Here is an 18,255-nt window from a genome sequence, read left to right on the forward strand (position 1 = left end):
AGGTAAAATGCGGGTTGCGATCGCAGGTGCGGGACTGGCTGGAATGACCACAGCAGTCGATTTAGTGGAGGCCGGCCACGAAGTAGAAATTTTTGAATCCCGCCCCTTTGTCGGCGGCAAAGTCGGAAGTTGGGTAGATCCCGACGGCAATCACGTTGAAATGGGTTTGCACGTCTTCTTCGGCTGTTATTATAACTTATTTGCCCTGATGAAAAAAGTGGGAGCATTTGACGATTTGCTCCTCAAAGAACACGTCCACACTTTTATCAATCGAGGCGGCGAAACCGGTTCTTTAGATTTTCGCTTTCCCGTGGGTGCTCCTTTGCACGGATTGAAGGCGTTTTTCACGACATCCCAGCTATCCGTACAAGACAAAATTCAAAATGCGATCGCCCTGGGAACTAGCCCGATCGTCCGAGGTTTGATAGACTTTGACGGGGCAATGAAAACTATCCGCGATTTGGATAAAATTAGCTTCGCTGACTGGTTCCGCAGCCAAGGTGGCAACCAAAACTCGCTCAAAAGAATGTGGAATCCGATCGCCTACGCACTGGGTTTTATCGACACTGAAAATATTTCTGCCCGGTGTATGTTGACAATATTTCAATTCTTTGCATCAAAAACCGAAGCCTCTGTCATGCGGATGCTAGCTGGTTCTCCCAACGAATATTTGCACAAACCAATTGTGGAATATTTGGAAAAGAAAGGAGCAAAAATTTACACGCGGCGCAGAGTGAGAGAAATTCAGTTTGAAGAAGGCGAAGAAACCCGCGTAACAGGCTTGCTAGTAGCTAACGGCGAAACACAAGAAAATATTACCGCAGACGCTTACGTTTTCGCCTGCGACGTGCCAGGAATTCAGAAAATATTGCCCCCAGCTTGGCGCAAATGGTCAGAATTTGACAACATTTATAAATTAGATGCGGTGCCGGTGGCTACAGTACAATTGCGGTTCGACGGTTGGGTAACGGAACTGGAAGACGAAGCCAAGCGCAAACAGTTGAGCCACGCTGTAGGAATCGATAATTTGCTATATTCAGCAGATGCAGATTTTTCTTGTTTTGCAGATTTGGCGCTGACAAGCCCCAAGGATTATTATCAAGAAGGAAAAGGTTCGCTGTTGCAGTTGGTGCTGACACCGGGAGATCCGTTTATTAAACAAAGCAATGAGGCGATCGCCCAACACGTACTCAAACAAGTTCAGGATTTATTCCCCTCAGCGCGGGAATTAAACATGACTTGGTATAGTGTAGTTAAGCTCGCTCAATCTTTGTATCGCGAAGCACCGGGAATGGATGTTTTCCGCCCTGCTCAAAAAACTCCGATCGCCAATTTCTTTCTAGCAGGAAGTTACACTCAGCAAGACTACATTGATAGCATGGAAGGAGCGACACTTTCAGGCCATCAAGCGGCTAAGGCAATTCTCGAAGCTTACAGTCATTAGTCATTAGTCGTCTCTCGTTTTCTCTGGTTCCCAGCCCTAGCCGGGGAACCAGAAAGAAACAATTCTTCAATCTAAAATCTAAAATCTAAAATCTAAAATCGCATGACTGATTGGTTAGAACACAGCGTCCAAGTAGAAGTGGCAATTCCCATCGAATTAGCGTGGCAACTCTGGTCAGATTTAGAGCAAATGCCGCGCTGGATGAAGTGGATAGAATCTGTTCATGTTCTCGAAGAAGATCCAGAATTGTCTCGCTGGAAACTCGCAACTGGCGGGTTAGAATTTAGCTGGCTTTCTCGGATTCTCAAATTAGTGCCGCATCAGATAATTCAGTGGGAATCGGTAGACGGTTTGCCAAATCGAGGTGCCGTAAGATTTTACGATCGCAAAGGCAGCAGTATCGTCAAGCTGACAGTGGCTTACGGAATTCCCGGCTGGCTGGGAAAATTGATGGATAACCTATTTCTGGGCCGCGTGGTTGAATCGACAATTCAGGCTGACTTGGAAAGGTTTAAAGAGTATGCTCTGAAAGTGAAAGCGACATCTTAAATTCTGAGGACTAAAGTCCTGTGGTTTTTAATTGTAACGCGAGAGCCGATCGCTCTTGGGCGTCAGTATCATAGAGATGTGCTGCTGATTCCTTCTCGGTTCAGTTATGAGTTACTGCCTAAACCCCGCTTGTCAAAACCCGCAAAATGCCGATCGTACCCAATTCTGCCTGAATTGCGGCTCCAAACTGTTGCTGAGAGAACGTTACCGCGCCATCAAACCCCTCGGGCGCGGCGGTTTCGGTCGGACTTTTTTAGCAATAGACCAAGACAAACCCTCAAAACCCCGCTGTGCAATTAAACAGTTTTTCCCGCTATCTCAAGGTACCAGCAGCAGCGAAAAAGCAGCAGAATTATTCAACCGAGAAGCAGTGCGGCTGGATGAATTGGGGAAACACCCGCAAATTCCCGAACTGCTGGCGCACTTTCAGCAGGAACGCTATCAGTATTTGGTACAGGAATTTATAGAAGGTCAAAATTTACAGGAAGAGTTGGCGCGGACTGGGCCTTTCAGCGAAAGTAAAATTCTCAGTCTGCTGAAGGATTTATTGCCAGTATTGCAGTTCGTGCACGATCGCAGTGTAATTCACCGAGATATTAAACCCCCCAATATTATCCGCCGCCGCATTTCTCAAACTCCCATTATTTATACTTACCCCACCTTAACCGGGGAATTAGTTTTAGTTGATTTTGGCGCTGCAAAAGTTGTGGAGGGTTTGAGAGAAACTGGTACAGTCATCGGTTCTCCCGAATTTGTGGCGCCGGAACAAATTAGAGGTCAAGCGGTTTATGCCAGCGATTTGTACAGTTTGGGAGTAACTTGCATTTATTTGCTAACTCAAATATCTCCTTTTGATTTGTTTGATATCAATCAAGATGTTTGGGTTTGGCGAGACTTTTTGAAGGTTCCAATCGATCCGAAATTAAGTCGCATCCTCGACAAAATGATCGAATCGAGTCTCAGTCGGCGCTACAAATCTGTAGCTGAGGTATTGAAAGATTTGCAGCCGCAGCAGTCGGCGGCACAGGTTCCGACTCCGGCTGCTCCTGCTATTTCCACGCCGCAGAGGACGCCGGCGGTGCAGAATGCAGTGCCGCCAACGCTTGCAGGCACAATCATACCTGTGCCGCCGATGCAGCGGGTTGTTCCCGCACGCGCGCCTACTTGGAGGTGTGTTCATACTCTGGTAGGGCATTCTAATGCTGTCACGTCGGTAGCTTTCAGTCCTGATGGCGCGACTTTAGCTAGCGGCAGTGAGGACAAGACGATTGAGATGTGGAAGTTGGACGCGGGTAAGCGCTGGTACACTCTTACGGGTCATTCTGACTGGGTGACTTGTGTGGCGTTTAGTCCTGATAGCGCGACTTTGGCTAGTGGCGGCAGGGACAAAATAATTCATATTTGGGATTTGAATAAGGGTAAGTGGTGGTACGCTTTGGCTGGTCATTCTGACAGGGTTTCTGCTGTGGCGTTTAGTCGGGATGGTCAGGTTTTGGCTAGCGGCAGTCGCGACAAAACTGTGCAGTTGTGGAATTTGAATAAGGGAAAGGGGATGTCGGCTTTGACTGGTCACGCTGGCGGGGTGGAGGCGGTGGCTTTTAGTCCTGGCGGGGAGTTTTTGGCTAGCGGCAGTCGGGACAAGACTGTGCAGTTGTGGGATTGGCAAAATGGTCGATCGATTTGTACTCTGGCCGAACACGGGGATTGGGTGCGGGCGATCGTTTTTGTGACCCCGCCCAGCCCCCCCTTGGTAAGGGGGGGAGTAGCAGAAGGATTGATTTTGGCGACGGGGAGTCGGGACGGTACGGCGAAGTTGTGGCGGGTGGATGCACAGGGGCGAGGGACGCTGTTGCGGAGTATGAGGGACAATTCTGGGGATGTTTTGTGTCTGGCGTTGAGTCCCGATGGTCGGGTTTTGGCGACGGGGAGTCGGGATGGCACGATTTATTTGTGGGATGCGGGTACGGGGGGTTTGCTGGAAATTCTGACGGGCCACGGGGGGGAGGTTTTGTCGGTGGCGTTTAGTGCTGATGGGGGGAGTTTGGCTAGTGGTGCGGGCGATCGAACTGTGAAGATTTGGCTGGGGATTGGGCATTAGGGGCGATGTCAAGAGTGCCCGCTTAAAAAAATCTCATATTTCTGCTTGACAGGCGATCAAATGTTCTGCTACATTAGGAATTCGTGAGGACGCATAGCTCAGTTGGTTAGAGCACTACGTTGACATCGTAGGGGTCACTGGTTCGAGTCCAGTTGTGTCCATCTTCTCAAACCCGCCCACAAAGCGGGTTTTGTTGTTTAAAGTCCTACCGAGAGTTTTGTCTTTTGCTAGACAATTAGCCTATTAGCTAGATAATTGACTTAAAAATCTGACGAACGCTACTGAGTCAGAATCAAATGATATTAGAGCATTGGAGACTTTACCCTGATTCAAGCAATATCCAAGTTAATGACTTTTGATGAATTCCTGGAATGGAAACCAGAAAAGGGACGCTATGAATTACTTAACGGAGTTATTGTTGAAAGGCCAAATCCAACGGGTAAACATTCAGCAATCGCGGGTTTTCAAGCGATAGAATTGGGTTTAGAAATTCGGCGATTACAACTTCCTTACTTTATTCCCAAGGCATGTACCCTTAAATTTAACGATAACTCGGGCTACGATGCAGATGTGATTGTATTAGATAAACAAGCGGTAGAAGCCAATGAGTCTCGATGGGAAAGAGAATCAGTTATTACTCAGGGAAATTCGATTCAATTAGTTATTGAAGTTGTCAGGACAAATTGGCGCGATGATTATGCACAGAAAATGATTGATTGTGAAGCATTAAGCATTTCTGAATATTGGATTGTAGATTATTTAGGTTTAGGGGGTAGCCGTTATATTGGTTATCCCAAACAGCCTACTTTATCGGTTTATCACTTAGTAGATGGTGAGTATCAAATTAAGCTGTTTCGGGGAGAGGAAAGGATTGAATCAGCGGTGTTTCCCGAGTTAAATTTGACCGCTAAGCAAATTTTTAACGGTGGATAAGTGCGGAGGCGATCGCATAGCTAAGTTGGTTATAGCACTACAATGCCATTGTAGGGGTCACTTGTTAGAGTCCAGTTTTGTCACCTAAAACCCGCGCACAAAGCGGGTTTTGTTTTTTCTACAACCAAACTGGTAGATTTGGCATTATCAATTAGGAATGACAGAATATGTCTAGGGCAGAGATTTAGTACAGTCGCCACGTTTTGTCGAGGCTGTTGCTGGGCAGTTTCGCAGTTTGCATGAGTTCGCTGTTAAAGAAACGCTAGCCCCATTTTCGTCGGCACTATCCCCATCCGTGAACAAAGCGCAAGCAAGCAGAAAAAGAAAGAGAACAACAGTTAGAATCCGATCGCCTTGCAGAGTCCCAAGCAGAAGCCGCTAACCGGATTCAAGACGAGTTTTTAGCGGTGCTGTCCCATGAGTGGCGATCGCCCGTGTGCTTAAACACTGAATGACTTAGGTTTTGGGCATATTATATCTTGATTCCCTAACAATAACTGGCATAATAGCTAAATAGGCAGGACTAACCGCAATGAATGTAGAACGTACACACTCCTTGAATGATGGACAAGAGCTTACTGTAAATTTTCCTCAAGAGCTATGTACGCACTGCCAAGCACTCGAAGCACGACGATTTGCGGTGATAGTCGCTCACATGACTGAGGCCTTTATTTCTATTAATTCAGAGTGGCACTCCACCTATGTCAACCATAAAGCAGAGCAGCTTTTAAACAGGAAGTGGCAACACCTGATAGGCAAAAATATATGGACTATATTTTCGGTAGATCTTACCTCTGAGCTATATAAGTATTGTCATCGAGCGATCGTAACGCCAACGGCGATCGAGTTTGAAGAACACTACCCCTCACTCAACAAGTGGTTGAGAATTCGCCTCATCAAGAGTGAAGATGGCTTACTTATTTACTTCCAAGACACGACTCAAACATCTCAACTCGATCGACAATTGAAAGCCGAAATCGCAAAGTGCCAGCAGGTGGAAGCCACCCTTCAGAAAGAACAGGACTTTTTGAAGGCAATCCTAAACAACGTTCAAGCTGGCATTGTCGCTTGCGATGCCGATGGCATATTGACGGTATTTAACCAAGCAGCTAAAGATTTTCATGGGGTACCTCAGCAGCCACTTCCACCGGCTCAATGGGCCCAGTATTATGACTTGTATTTGCCCGACGGCAAAACACCCATGAATACAGAGGATATTCCCCTGTTCCAGGCATTGCAAGGACAGAACGTTCGTGATGTGGAAATGATGATTGTTCCGCAGCAGGGAAAGGCGCGAATGCTGTTAGCAACTGGACAGGCAATTATTGCCGCAAACGGCGAAAAACAGGGTGCAGTTGTCGTGATGCACGACATTACACAGCGCAAGCAGGCAGAAACTGCTCTGCGTGAGGGTGAAGCGCAATTATCCAGCATCTTCCAAACTATTCCTGATGGCATCACTATTCTAGATTCTACCGGACAGATTATTGCCGCTAATAAGGCAGCAGAGAGGATTTTAAGATTAACTAGCAGCGACATTGTGGAGCGAGGCTATAACGATCCATCCTGGTTCATTACAACCGTGGAAGGTCATCCTTTCCCAGAAGATGAACTGCCGTTTGCGAGGGTTATGCAAACAGGTGAGCCTGTTTATGGTATTGAACATGGCATTAGCCATGCCGATGGAACTCGCACGATTCTCTCGATCAATGCTTCCCCTTTGTTTGACGCAGAGGGACAAATCATCAATATCATTGCTGCTTTCAGCGACATTACTGAACGCAAGCAAACCGAAGACGAACGAGTAAAGCTTGTTCAAGAACAGGCAGCCCGTGCTTTAGCAGAGGTTTCTCAGGAAAAATCAGCATTTTTAGCCCAAGTGAGTGCTGTCCTTTCCTCTTCACTAGAGTATGAACAAACTCTCCAAAGCGTTGCAAAGCTGGCAGTTCCTTATTTTGCAGATTGGTGTAGTGTTGATGTGCTGAATGACGATCGCACAATCGATCGGGTTGCAGTGGCTCATTCTGATCCCGAAAAAGTGAAGTTTGGCTGGGAGTTGGCTCAACGCTTTCCGAGACATCTCGATGATGGGTATGGCATTGCTAAAGTCATACAAACAGGACAGGTTGAAATTGGGATTGAGATTACAGATGAACAGTTAGTTGCTGCAGTGCCGAATGGTGAATACCTGGAAATCTTACGTGGAGTTGGGTTAAAGTCGTGCATCATTGCACCCCTACAGGCACGCGGGCGCGTCTTGGGTAGCATTACCTTTGTGTTTACTGAATCCGATCGCCGCTATCGCCTGGAAGACATTGGCCTGGCTGAAGATTTGGCTCAGCGAGCAGCGATCGCCATTGATAACGCTCGTCTCTATAATGAAACCCAACAAGCGCAATTAGCTGCCGAACTCGCGGCTAACCGGACGGCTCGACTGCTGGCGGTGATGACGGCTTTGTCTGAATCGCTAACCTCGGCTCAAGTGGCTCAGGTGATTATTGAACAGGGAATGTCCGCACTGGGAGCGAGTTCTGGTTTGGTTGCCGTATTAAACCAGGATGCAAGCGAACTGGAGATTATTCAAGCGATCGGGTATGAGCACGTAGGAGAATTTCAGCGCAGTTTTTCAATTCACGCACCCTATCCTCTCGCAGAAGCTGTGCGAAGTGGGCAACCTGTTTGGGTAGAAACTATGGAAAACCGAATTGCCCGTTATCCTCATTTAGCCGAAGCGTATGCCAAGGCTGGTTCAGAAGCCTGGATTTCAGTGCCATTGTTGATTGAAGGACAAGCCGTTGGTGGACTATCGCTGAGTTTTTCGACCGTTCCCCAACTTTCCGAGAGCGATCGCGCTTTTGTTTTGGCACTGGCACAGCAGTCAGCGCAGTCGATCGACCGAGCACGGCTCTACGAGTCAGAATCGCAAGCACGGACACAAGCAGAAGCAGCTAACCGAATTAAAGATGAGTTCTTAGCTGTCTTGTCGCACGAATTGCGAACTCCGTTGAATCCGATTCTGGGTTGGACTCGACTGCTGCGAAGGGGAACCCTGGATTCTGGCAAGACGGCGGTAGCTCTCGAAACGATTGAACGCAATACCCAGTTGCAAGTTCAACTGATTGAGGATTTGCTGGATATTTCTCGCATTCTGCAAGGGAAGCTGAGTTTGGACTCTACTCCTATTAATTTGAAAACAACTTTTAAAGCTGCGCTCGAAACAGTTAGTTTAGCCGCCGAAGCGAAAAACATTCAAATTCAAACTCACCTAGAACCCAATGTTGGCGATGTGTTAGGAGATGCTACCCGATTGCAACAGGTAGTCTGGAATTTGCTCACCAATGCCATTAAGTTCACCCCAACTGGAGGTCGAGTTGAAGTTGAACTAAAAAAAATTGATTCCTATGCTCAAATTCAAGTCAGGGATACAGGGAAAGGGATTAAGCCAGAATTTATTCCCTATGTATTTGACACATTTCGACAAGCCGATAGCAGTATTACCAGAAGCTTTGGTGGATTAGGGCTGGGATTAGCGATCGTGCGTCACGTCGTTGAGCTACATGGTGGAACTGTCAAAGCCGAAAGTTTTGGAGAAGGACAGGGATCAACATTTACTGTCACACTTCCTTTATTAGCCAGAAGCAATGATGCAAACAGCGATCGCAACGATAATCTATCACTCACAGCTCACACTTCACCCTTGGCTAGATTATGTATCCTGGCCGTCGATGACGAAGTAGACAATTTAGAGTTAGTTCAATGTATTTTGGAGCAAGCGGGAGCCACAGTGATCTCTGTATCTTCAGCAAAAGATGCGCTACAAAAGCTCAATGAATCTAAGCCAGATGTTTTGATTGCTGATATTGGAATGCCACAAATTGATGGCTATATGTTGATTCGTCAAGTCAGACAACTATCCATACAGGAGGGAGGAGAAATTCCCGCGATCGCCCTGACAGCGTATGCAGGTGAGGCAAATCAACAGCAAGCACTAGCAGCCGGATTTCAAAGGCATCTTCCCAAGCCTGTTGAGCCTGAAACGTTAGTGGAGACAATTGAGAAATTGCTTCATCCAATAGAGTAATATTAACTACGGTTGCACTCCTGATGATTGTTGACTGTTAGCTGTTAACTGTCAGCCGAAAAACTGAATGAGATAAATTCCGCTTGCAGCGAAATAGTCAAATCCAGTCAACAGTCAACAATTACCGCTGGATGGTGCAACCAGAATTGATATAATTCATCTGCGTTAATCTGTGTTTATCTGCCCTTATCTGCGGTTAAAAAAATAGAATTTCAGCAAGCGCAGATGACAATGGATTGACGCTGATTAACGCAGATAAAGAGTAGAGAGATAGGAGTAATTCTGATGCTAACAAATTTGATATGATGGTGGAGTAAGGATTTCAAATTGATTATTCGAGATGTCTTTTGAGTATAGTCTGGGAAGAAAATGTCACGAGAGGGCTAGCCTAATGCTGCTTGGCTTCGATGTATGAATAGGCTCTGCTAAGGCATTGCTCCCCAAACCCGATAATATATCCTTGACACTTGCCCTGGGCCCACAACGCGGGAAATTTTAACTTTGCCCTACAGTTAGGAAATTCCGATCGCAACCTTAAGCAATGTCGATCGCCCCCAGCCCACCAGTCCGCCAGTCCATCTCAGGACACGGCACCGCGCCGTGTCCTGAGCCGTAACTTATCGGCGACAGCCTTCGGCGATCGCCCTTAACACCGCTAGCCGCACTTCTGGATGAGATTTCTCAAGCCCGTTAGCCCGAAAAATCCAGTGTCCGCCGCCCGCGTGCTCGATCGCAATCTTCTGACCGTCAGGCAAAACTATTTGCCACCAATTCAACACAGTGGCTTTAATAAGGTGGCACTGAATTTCGTTCAGTTGAACCTCCATTAATTTCAGTTGACGCATGATTGGATTTTGGGCAGATGACTTCATGATTTTTCTCATTAAATGAATTCGACTGTTTCTCGGCTTTGATTTCACTTTGCCGATTTTTGAACTTAACTTCACCTTCCGAAGTTTTTGCCTTAACTTCCCTTTCCGAAGTTTTCGCCTTACCTTCCCTTTTACCACCTTTAGGGTCAACTTTGACTCCAAAACCTTTAGACTTAACTTTTCCTGGGGCAGAAGTTGAAGTCTGTTCCGTTGCCGGCTTCTTAAACTCCGCGTCTAATTGGTCTAAAATCTCCTCTTGTTCGGGAGTATGTTCCGCTGGCTGCTCTAAATTTCTGGGATTGTATTCGCCAACCAACCTTGCCAAAAATTCGGAAATTGACAGTCCGGCTGCGGCTGCTTTTTTGGTTAAAAGGGCGTAGGTGTCGGTTTTAATGCGAATTTGTTTGAGCCGGAGGTTGGGATTGTTGTCAACTGTTTCGGCAATAGTTACTGCGGTAATCCTTTCTTTTGGTATAACATCGACAACTTCTTGCCACTTTTCCTGTAAACGACAGTCGCCATATTGGTCGGTAATTGCGTGTTTGAACAAAGGAACAACTTGAGCGACGCAGCTAGGCAAAATCTCAAATCCGGCTTTAATCAAGCGCAGGCAAATGCCAGCAGCTTTGATAATTTGCGTGCAGTAAAAATACTGCCTGCCTAATGCTTGTTCGCAGTAAGTTTTAAAAGTTTTGAACTTGTCTTTGTACAATCGCAGTTTTCGGATTGCGTCCAGCATGATTCCTTGACGCACGTAGTCTAGGAATCCCCTTTTAATTTCGCTTGTCAGGTAGTCTAAATCGTGAAAGGGAGATTGACTCTGGATTTCTTCTTCAAAGTCTAGCAGCGGGCCTGCAAAGTGAAAGTTGGAGGCGACATCGCCTAGGTAGAAGTTGTCAATTGATGGGGACATGATCTGGAATGGTTCGAGAAAGGGCACGATAGCACAGAAGTTGTGCGATCGCAAAGGAGAAGTTTTGGTCTGGATCTTTGATACAATTTTGAGTTGTGTTGTCCTGTGAGGTCGATAGACCTTTTACATGGCATCACCTCCTCGGCGTTGAGAAAAAAGGGGCTTGAGGTATGCGCCCAAGCCGCAAAAATACGCTTGGGTATGCAAGCACAATTGATAGACACGAAAAATCAGGCGGTTCTTCAAACCTGCATTTTGACGAAAGGAGGCTCGCCCAACCGCTTTGCTATGTCCTTATTCGTAGTTTAGTCAGACTTATTGTTTTTGTCAAGGGTAAACTACGAAATATTCTGCACCATGAATCAAGAAGTACGGGATTTATACGAAATGAGCCTTGCAGAAATTAGAGAATACAGGGGCTTGAGTCGCCGAGAGCTTAGCCAGCAACTGACGGGGAAAGTCTCTGAAGATACTTTGTATTCAATAGAAAAAAGAAAACAAAAACCCAGAGTTGATACTGCAATAGCCATCTGTACAGCCCTAAATATTAGCTTGAAACAGTTCTGTCACTCGATCGGGCTAGATGTTTCAGGACTTGTTGATGATTACGTTCCGCCGAGGAACAGCTAACAAACAGAGCTAAATCATGGTCTTGATATTTGATACAATTTTAAACTGGGCTGTGAGGTCGATCGACCTTTTACATGGCATCACCTCCTCGGTCTTGAGAAAAAAGGGGCTTGAGGTATGGGCCCAACCCCCGAAAAAACGCTTGGCTATGCAGGCATAATGGGTAGACACTACAAATAAGGCGGTTCTTCAAACCTGCATTTTGACGAAACTAGGCTCGCTGAGCTGCCTTTGTTGTTCCTACCAACATGAAGTTTACGTCTTATCAGACTTTTTGTCAAGACGTTTGCATCATGAATATTTCGTCCTATGATAGAAGAAGATTTACAAGAAAAGGAGAAGTCTCCATTGAGACTACTCAGAGAACAAGCTGGACTAACACGCCCTCAAGTCAAAGAAAAAATCGGAATTTCCGAGCGAAGACAAGCTGACTGGGAATTAGGCAAGGCTCTACCTAACGCTGAAAACATACTTGCACTGGCTAACCTGTACCAGGTTTCTCTAAAAACTATGTTTGAGGTTTTAGGATTAGACGTAACCAAAATTCCCGATGACTTACCAAGTCGATCGCCCTCGCCTAACGACAACTAACCTGCAGGGGTTCGGAAATGTCTAGGGAAAGGCGCTTGAGTCATGCACCCAAGCCCGGAAAATACTAAGGCTATAACTAAAAACTCAGAAGCCCGATCGACCTTTCATCCCTCAATCCGTAATTTTCCCTCTCAGAGCTTTAATCTGCCCTCGCTTGGTTTTGCTGTCGAGACGCTTGCGCTGGGAACTACGAGTTGCTTTGCTGGGTTTGCGCCTTTTCGGTATGACGATCGCACTTTTAATCAGTTCTTGCAGCCGTCTCAAAGCCTCCTCCCGGTTTTGTTCCTGGCTGCGGTGTTCCTGGGCTTTGATGACAATCACACCTTCGGAGGTGATGCGCTGGTCGTTGATTTGCAACAAACGCTCCTTGTAGCGATCGGGCAATGAGGAAGCTGGGATATCAAAGCGCAAGTGAATCGCACTCGCCACCTTATTTACATTTTGCCCCCCCGCGCCTTGAGAGCGAATGGCACTAATCTCGATTTCGCCATCAGGAATGAACACAGTATTAGAAATTTGTAACATGATGAATAAGTGAAATTAAAGATACTGAGAAAGCAGTGCATCTTTTATATATAACTTAGTTTAGTATATAAGTTATTTACAATTTTTAGCTAGCAGGATGAATTCGATTAGTTTTTTTCTATCCCATAACTCTACGTCGTTAGACTTAGCAAGATTGTAAGCATTTTCTGTAAATCTGTTGTTCGTAATTACTCTTCCTTTATTTCCTTTGTAATGTCTGACGGCTCCTGCTACTTCTTGAACTGCTTTAATCCCAACTGGATTTTTGCTTCTTTTCGCTTGAACCACGGTTTTGGAGCCATCTTTGTATAAAATTAAATCCGCCCCATAATCTTGACTATCTTGAGTTAAAGTAACAGTATAACCAAAGTTGACAAAATGAACCTCTAGAAATTTTTCAAACTCTTTTCCCGTCATTTCATCCACTTCCAGAATACCACTGCCTAATAAACGCTTGTTTTCCTCTTCTTCTTTCAGTGTATCCAATACCGATGTCGCAATCACACCCAAAACGGCAGCGGCTCTTCCAATAAAAGATTTCATATAATTACATTTTTTTAAAATGAGTAGTTATGATGTTAGCAGATTTGCTCAGTATAGTTATCTACTAAGATCACAAGTAAGATCACAAGCACATTGTGATCTTACTTACTGATTCTTTTAGATTCCCGATCTAAGACTTGGGCTTTTTGTCTCCACTCAAGTTCAAGTATGGTTCAAAGAGTCAGGCGAGAGTCAAGGGATTTTATAGTTGAGAACTGTAACAAAACTTTAATCACACCCAAACCGTAGGTTTAGCAAAAATTACGGCGGATACAGTGACAATGGGCAATGCTGTAGCCTAAGATCGGTTTAAATTGTCAGTATCATCTCAAAGCAAGGGTGCAAAATGGCAGATATCAACGGCACGATGATGCAATATTTCCACTGGTACATTCCCGATCGAGGAACCCTGTGGGATGAGGTGAAAAACCAGGCGAAAGAATTGGCAGATGCGGGTTTTACCGCACTGTGGCTGCCCCCAGCTTACAAAGGAAGTGGCGGGAAAAGCGACGTTGGATATGGGGTTTACGACTTATTTGATTTGGGAGAATTCGACCAAAAAAGTTCAATTCGCACCAAATATGGTACTAAGCAGCAATATTTGGATGCGATCGCAGCTCTGCACAAATCTCATATCCAAGTCTATGCCGATGTAGTTATCAACCACAAAATGGGTGCAGATGCAGCAGAGATATTTAAGGCAACTCCTTATCCTCACCACGATCGGCTAAATCCCAAAGGTGGATTGCAAGAAATCAAAAGCTACACCCATTTTAACTTTCCCGGACGCAAAGGTAAATATTCCCAATTTGAATGGCACTGGTGGCATTTTGACGCAGTAGACTACAACGAATACAATAAAGACGATCGCGGCACAGTCTATTTGGTAGATGGGAGAATATTTGATGACTATGTTGCCCTAGAAAATGGCAATTTTGCATATTTAATGGGGTGCGATCTGGATTTCCAGGATCAATGGGTACGAGATGAAATTACACACTGGGGTAAGTGGTATCTCGACACAACAGGTGCCGACGGTTTCCGTTTAGATGCCATCAAGCACATATCGTCTTGGTTTTTTGCCGAATGGTTGGATGAAATGGAGCGATATGTCGGCAAAGATTTGTTTGTTGTCGGTGAGTATTGGGCACCAAATATCGATATCCTGCACTGGTATGTCGGTTCAGTTAATGGCAAAATGTCAGTTTTTGATGTGCCGCTGCATTACAACTTTCATTACGCCAGCCAACAGGGCGGTAACTACGATATGCGGCGCATTTTAGACGGTACAATGATGCAGCAGCAACCGACTCATGCAGTAACCTTTGTCGAAAACCACGACTCCCAACCGCTGCAAGCACTTGAATCTGTGGTAGAACCGTGGTTTAAACCTCTTGCTTATGCGATTATTCTATTGCGAAGAGAAGGTTATCCCTGCGTTTTCTACGGCGATTATTACGGTGCAGAATATGAAGATTGGGGGCGTGATGGCAATCGGTATAAAATTTTTATGCCGTCTCATCGATCGCTAATTGACAAGTTGCTCCATGCTCGCAAACACTTCGCCTACGGCCCTCAATATGACTATTTCGATCATTGGAATACCATTGGCTGGACGAGATTGGGCAATGGGAAACATCCACAGGCAATGGCAGTAATTATGAGTGACGGCCCGGAGGGTTCCAAGTGGATGGAAGTTGGTAAACCTCATGCTAAGTTTGTGGACTTAACAGGGCATATTAAGGAACCTGTTTCTACTAACGAGTGGGGTTGGGGCGAGTTTCGCTGTCAAAGCGGTTCAGTATCCGTGTGGGTTCAGGAAAAAGATTAGTTGGCAGTAATCTCATGTTCTATCTGTAAGGTGCGCCGAAACGCACCCTACTAAAATTAATTAATCGGTAGTACCGGTTTGCAGCGATTCTTTAGCAGTCTGCGTCCACTCAGAGTGGAAGAATTCGCCGCGCGGTTTGTCGGTGCGCTCGTAGGTGTGAGCCCCAAAATAATCCCGCTGAGCTTGCGTGAGGTTTTGCGGCAATCTTTCGCGCCGGTAGCTATCGAAATAGTCCAGCGAGGCGCTAAATGCTGGCACTGCAATCCCCAGTTGGCAAGCAGTAGCTAACACGTCTCGCCAAGCCGATTGGCGATCGAGAATGCTCTGTTTGAACTCCGGCGCTAACAGCAAATTCGGCAGCGTGGGGTCGTCCTTGAAAGCTGTTTTAATCTTGTCCAAAAAGCCAGCCCGAATAATACAGCCACCTTTCCAAATTCGGGAAATTTCGCTCAAACTCAAGTCGTAATTGTACGACTTCGAGGCCGCGCTCAACAGCGCCATGCCTTGCGCGTAGGAGCAAATCTTCGAGCAGTAAAGCGCATCCCGAACTTTGTTCACAAACTCTTTAGTATCGCCTTCGTACTTGCCGCTAGGCCCGGTCAGTTCTTGGGAAGCTTTAACGCGCTCGTCTTTGTAAGAAGACATGATTCTCGCATTCACAGCAGCGATAATTGTGGGAATGCTCACGCCCAATTCCAAAGCACTCATTACAGTCCAGCGACCAGTGCCTTTTTGACCGGCTGCGTCCATAATTACCTCAACTAAGGGTTGCTTAGTTTCCGGGTCGTTGTACTTGAAAATGTTAGCCGTAATTTCAATCAAAAACGAGTTGAGTTCGTCTGTGGTATTCCATTCGGCAAAAACTTCCTGCAACTGCTGGCCGTTCAATCCACCAACGTTTTTGAGCAAATCGTATGCTTCAGCAATGAGCTGCATATCGCCGTACTCAATGCCGTTGTGAACCATCTTCACGTAGTGACCAGCGCCACCGGGGCCGATGAATGTAACGCAGGGGCCGTCATCTACTTGAGCCGCAATTTTGGTGAGAATTGGCTCTAGTAGACCGTAAGCAGTACGGGTGCCACCGGGCATCAAGCTAGCACCGTTGAGCGCGCCTTCTTCGCCGCCGCTGATGCCCATGCCGACAAATCCCAGCCCCATCGATTCTAAATCTTTGGTGCGGCGTTCGGTGTCGTCGTAGAGCGAGTTGCCGCCGTCAATAATCATGTCGCCCGGTGACAGCATGGGTTTGAGCTGGTCGATGACTGCATCTACGGGTTTCCCAGCTTGCACCATGACTAAGATTCGGCGCGGGGTTTCTAGGGCATCGACGAATTCTGTCAGAGTCTTGGTGCCTACAATGTTCTTGCCGGGGGCGCGTAGGGCCATGAAGTCGTCGGTTTTGGCTGCTGTGCGGTTGTATACAGCCACGGAGAAGCCTCTGCTTTCGACGTTGAGCGCTAGGTTTTCGCCCATCACTGCTAGACCGATTAAACCAAAATTTTGCTTTGTCATGCTAATAACCCGCTGGTTGTTCCCGCTTGATGATAGGTTTGCGAGAGAGGAAAGCGAGGCGGGGTGTACCGCTTTCCGGTGGACTAAAAGTATTGGACAATAGACCTAGGAGGTTTAAGTTTATTTTTATATTCCCAGAATTGCTGTTTGGTAAATCAGTAGGGTTTTTTTAAGATTTAAGGGATATTAATGACGCGGGCAGGTGATGATAAGGCAGGTATTATGTCGATCGCGGTAACGGTAGATACAAACAAGCGGACATTTTGAGGACTATTGAGGAGACTGTTTTAACTATGGAAGATTTGCAGTATCTCGCGGCCTGGGTGAAGGAGCAACACGCTCGCGAGTATATTTTGACTTGGCTGCTGAGTCAGCAGGGGCTGTGGTGGTCTGATGGGGATATTTATCAGGCCGTTTTGCAAAAGTCGGGAAAGCTTTTGAAAGCTTATGTTCAAAAAAGGCAAGCGGGAGAGTTATTTGAGGGAATTTCTGAGAAGTTGGTGGGAGATGATAATTGGGATGATTTGGCGGCGAGTTTGGCGCGGATTGTTGCGGTTTATCAAGAGGAATTATCGCATTTGCAAGAGCGCGATCGCAAGGGGGATGGGGTAAAAAAAAATTTGATTAGCCAACCGTTAACTGGAGATCCTTTGCCGCTTTTGGAGGTGCAGCAAGCTTTGCCCGATCCTTATGCGGATACGTTGACGGGGAGATAATTGCTCATCATTTTTGTGGATGGAGGCTCATCTCAGAAACCGGGTTTCTTCCCTTATTTCTCGTACTCAACCCAAATTGTCGCAGAAACCCGGTTTCTCGCCACTTGGGCGACAGTTCTGGATCTAGATTCAAGGATTGAGAATAGGTGTAATATCTAGAAGAAATCCGGGAAGTACATCTTCACCAGAAAGTGTAGGCGGTTGGTCAAAAGAGAAATTAATCACTTCTGCTACATCTTCAGACAACCGATAGATTTCTACTAAGGGCGTTTGGGGGTCAATTAGCCAACCTAAGCGACAGCCATTAGTTCGATAATACCGCATTTTAGCCCGCAATGTTTCTAGGGAATCACTTTGCGATCGCAATTCTATTACAAAGTCCGGGCACAGGGGAGGAAATTTGCGCTTATCTTCTGCGGATAATGCTTCCCAACGTTCTAGGAGTACCCAAGAAACATCAGGGGAACGCTTGGCACCGTTGGGTAATTGAAAGACAGTGGAAGAGTCAAAGACTTTTCCCAATCGAGTCTGACGATTCCACAAATTTAGGTCTGTAGTCAAATCGGAATTTCTGATGCCGCTTTCGCCGCCTGTTGGAGGCATAATAATTAGTTCTCCTTCGGGGGTTTGTTCTAATCGCCACTCTTCATTAGCGATGGACAATTGATAAAATTGTTCGTCGGTTAAAGCGACGGCGGCAGGTAGGTTGAGAGTTATAGTTTCCATCGTTGATATTATCGCCAACTAGGTTGGTTTTATTATAGCTCGCACTTTATGACAATTTTTTCAAAAAGATCGCATTCATCAGTAAAACAGGTATCTCTGCTTTACCTCGAAGCCTAGATCCCCCTAAATCCCCCTTAAGAAGGGGGACTTTGAATCGAACTTTTGTCCCATCAAGAAGCGGGAATTTGTATTTGACTTTTGTCCCCCCCTTAAAAAGGGGGGCTAGGGGGGATCGAGACTTTGCCACAAAACAAATGAGATTAATCTATCATAAATCTATCTCGCACA

At 46.1% G+C, this 18,255-nt stretch carries 15 protein-coding genes and 1 tRNA gene; 10 read left to right on the forward strand and 6 right to left on the reverse strand.

Features of this window, described 5'->3' with window-relative positions; all coding sequences use genetic code 11:
• Nucleotides 1–7: 7 nt before the first annotated feature.
• The 6 genes from zds to QUB25_RS10340 all read left to right on the forward strand — a co-directional run bounded on the left by zds (nt 8) and on the right by QUB25_RS10340 (nt 9,105).
• Complete coding sequence (gene zds, locus QUB25_RS10315) at nt 8–1,444, forward strand: 9,9'-di-cis-zeta-carotene desaturase (protein WP_333183232.1); 1,437 nt, start codon at nt 8–10, stop codon at nt 1,442–1,444.
• 102 nt (nt 1,445–1,546) lie between these two features.
• The gene (locus QUB25_RS10320; RefSeq protein WP_333183154.1) at nt 1,547–1,993 is read left to right on the forward strand and encodes an SRPBCC family protein; all 447 of its coding nucleotides are present in this window, start codon (nt 1,547–1,549) and stop codon (nt 1,991–1,993) included.
• Nucleotides 1,994–2,099: 106 nt separating this feature from the next.
• Complete coding sequence (locus QUB25_RS10325; protein ID WP_333183156.1) at nt 2,100–4,091, forward strand: serine/threonine-protein kinase; 1,992 nt, start codon at nt 2,100–2,102, stop codon at nt 4,089–4,091.
• An 87-nt stretch (nt 4,092–4,178) separates the two neighbouring features.
• Nucleotides 4,179–4,252 (forward strand) — tRNA-Val (locus QUB25_RS10330).
• A 163-nt stretch (nt 4,253–4,415) separates the two neighbouring features.
• Nucleotides 4,416–5,024 carry a Uma2 family endonuclease gene (locus QUB25_RS10335; RefSeq protein WP_333183234.1) on the forward strand — a complete coding sequence of 203 codons (609 nt, stop codon included), beginning with the start codon at nt 4,416–4,418 and terminating at the stop codon, nt 5,022–5,024.
• 532 nt (nt 5,025–5,556) lie between these two features.
• Nucleotides 5,557–9,105, forward strand: coding sequence for a PAS domain S-box protein (locus QUB25_RS10340; protein WP_333183158.1), 3,549 nt, complete (start codon nt 5,557–5,559; stop codon nt 9,103–9,105).
• 617 nt (nt 9,106–9,722) lie between these two features.
• Here the strand turns inward: QUB25_RS10340 and QUB25_RS10345 are convergent.
• Nucleotides 9,723–9,884 (reverse strand): hypothetical protein, encoded by a 162-nt coding sequence (locus QUB25_RS10345; protein WP_246276752.1) that lies wholly within the window; start codon nt 9,882–9,884, stop codon nt 9,723–9,725.
• 7 nt (nt 9,885–9,891) lie between these two features.
• The gene (locus tag QUB25_RS10350; RefSeq protein WP_333183160.1) at nt 9,892–10,890 is read right to left on the reverse strand and encodes a hypothetical protein; all 999 of its coding nucleotides are present in this window, start codon (nt 10,888–10,890) and stop codon (nt 9,892–9,894) included.
• A 357-nt stretch (nt 10,891–11,247) separates the two neighbouring features.
• Here QUB25_RS10350 and QUB25_RS10355 point away from each other — a divergent pair, with 357 nt between their 5' ends.
• The gene (locus tag QUB25_RS10355) at nt 11,248–11,520 is read left to right on the forward strand and encodes a helix-turn-helix transcriptional regulator (RefSeq protein ID WP_333038829.1); all 273 of its coding nucleotides are present in this window, start codon (nt 11,248–11,250) and stop codon (nt 11,518–11,520) included.
• A 309-nt stretch (nt 11,521–11,829) separates the two neighbouring features.
• A complete protein-coding gene (locus QUB25_RS10360) occupies nt 11,830–12,111 on the forward strand; it encodes a helix-turn-helix transcriptional regulator (RefSeq protein ID WP_333183161.1) in 282 nt (93 codons plus the stop codon).
• A gap of 111 nt (nt 12,112–12,222) precedes the next feature.
• Here QUB25_RS10360 and arfB read toward each other — a convergent pair whose 3' ends face one another.
• A complete protein-coding gene (gene arfB / locus QUB25_RS10365) occupies nt 12,223–12,636 on the reverse strand; it encodes an alternative ribosome rescue aminoacyl-tRNA hydrolase ArfB (RefSeq protein WP_333183163.1) in 414 nt (137 codons plus the stop codon).
• 72 nt (nt 12,637–12,708) lie between these two features.
• The gene (locus QUB25_RS10370) at nt 12,709–13,179 is read right to left on the reverse strand and encodes a restriction endonuclease (RefSeq protein ID WP_333183164.1); all 471 of its coding nucleotides are present in this window, start codon (nt 13,177–13,179) and stop codon (nt 12,709–12,711) included.
• A gap of 346 nt (nt 13,180–13,525) precedes the next feature.
• Here QUB25_RS10370 and QUB25_RS10375 point away from each other — a divergent pair, with 346 nt between their 5' ends.
• Nucleotides 13,526–15,010 (forward strand): alpha-amylase, encoded by a 1,485-nt coding sequence (locus tag QUB25_RS10375; protein ID WP_333183166.1) that lies wholly within the window; start codon nt 13,526–13,528, stop codon nt 15,008–15,010.
• 60 nt (nt 15,011–15,070) lie between these two features.
• On the opposite strand, the gene gnd is transcribed toward QUB25_RS10375, so the two are convergent.
• Entirely contained in the window at nt 15,071–16,525 is a 1,455-nt protein-coding gene (gene gnd, locus QUB25_RS10380; protein WP_333183168.1) for a decarboxylating NADP(+)-dependent phosphogluconate dehydrogenase, read from the reverse strand.
• A 293-nt stretch (nt 16,526–16,818) separates the two neighbouring features.
• On the opposite strand from gnd, the gene QUB25_RS10385 reads away from it, so the two are divergent.
• Nucleotides 16,819–17,241, forward strand: coding sequence for a hypothetical protein (locus QUB25_RS10385; protein ID WP_333068923.1), 423 nt, complete (start codon nt 16,819–16,821; stop codon nt 17,239–17,241).
• Between the two features lie 129 nt (nt 17,242–17,370).
• On the opposite strand, the gene QUB25_RS10390 is transcribed toward QUB25_RS10385, so the two are convergent.
• Complete coding sequence (locus tag QUB25_RS10390; RefSeq protein ID WP_333183170.1) at nt 17,371–17,967, reverse strand: Uma2 family endonuclease; 597 nt, start codon at nt 17,965–17,967, stop codon at nt 17,371–17,373.
• Nucleotides 17,968–18,255 lie beyond the last annotated feature (288 nt).

It is taken from the genome of Microcoleus sp. B3-D7 (assembly GCF_036705305.1).
GTDB lineage: Bacteria > Cyanobacteriota > Cyanobacteriia > Cyanobacteriales > Microcoleaceae > Microcoleus.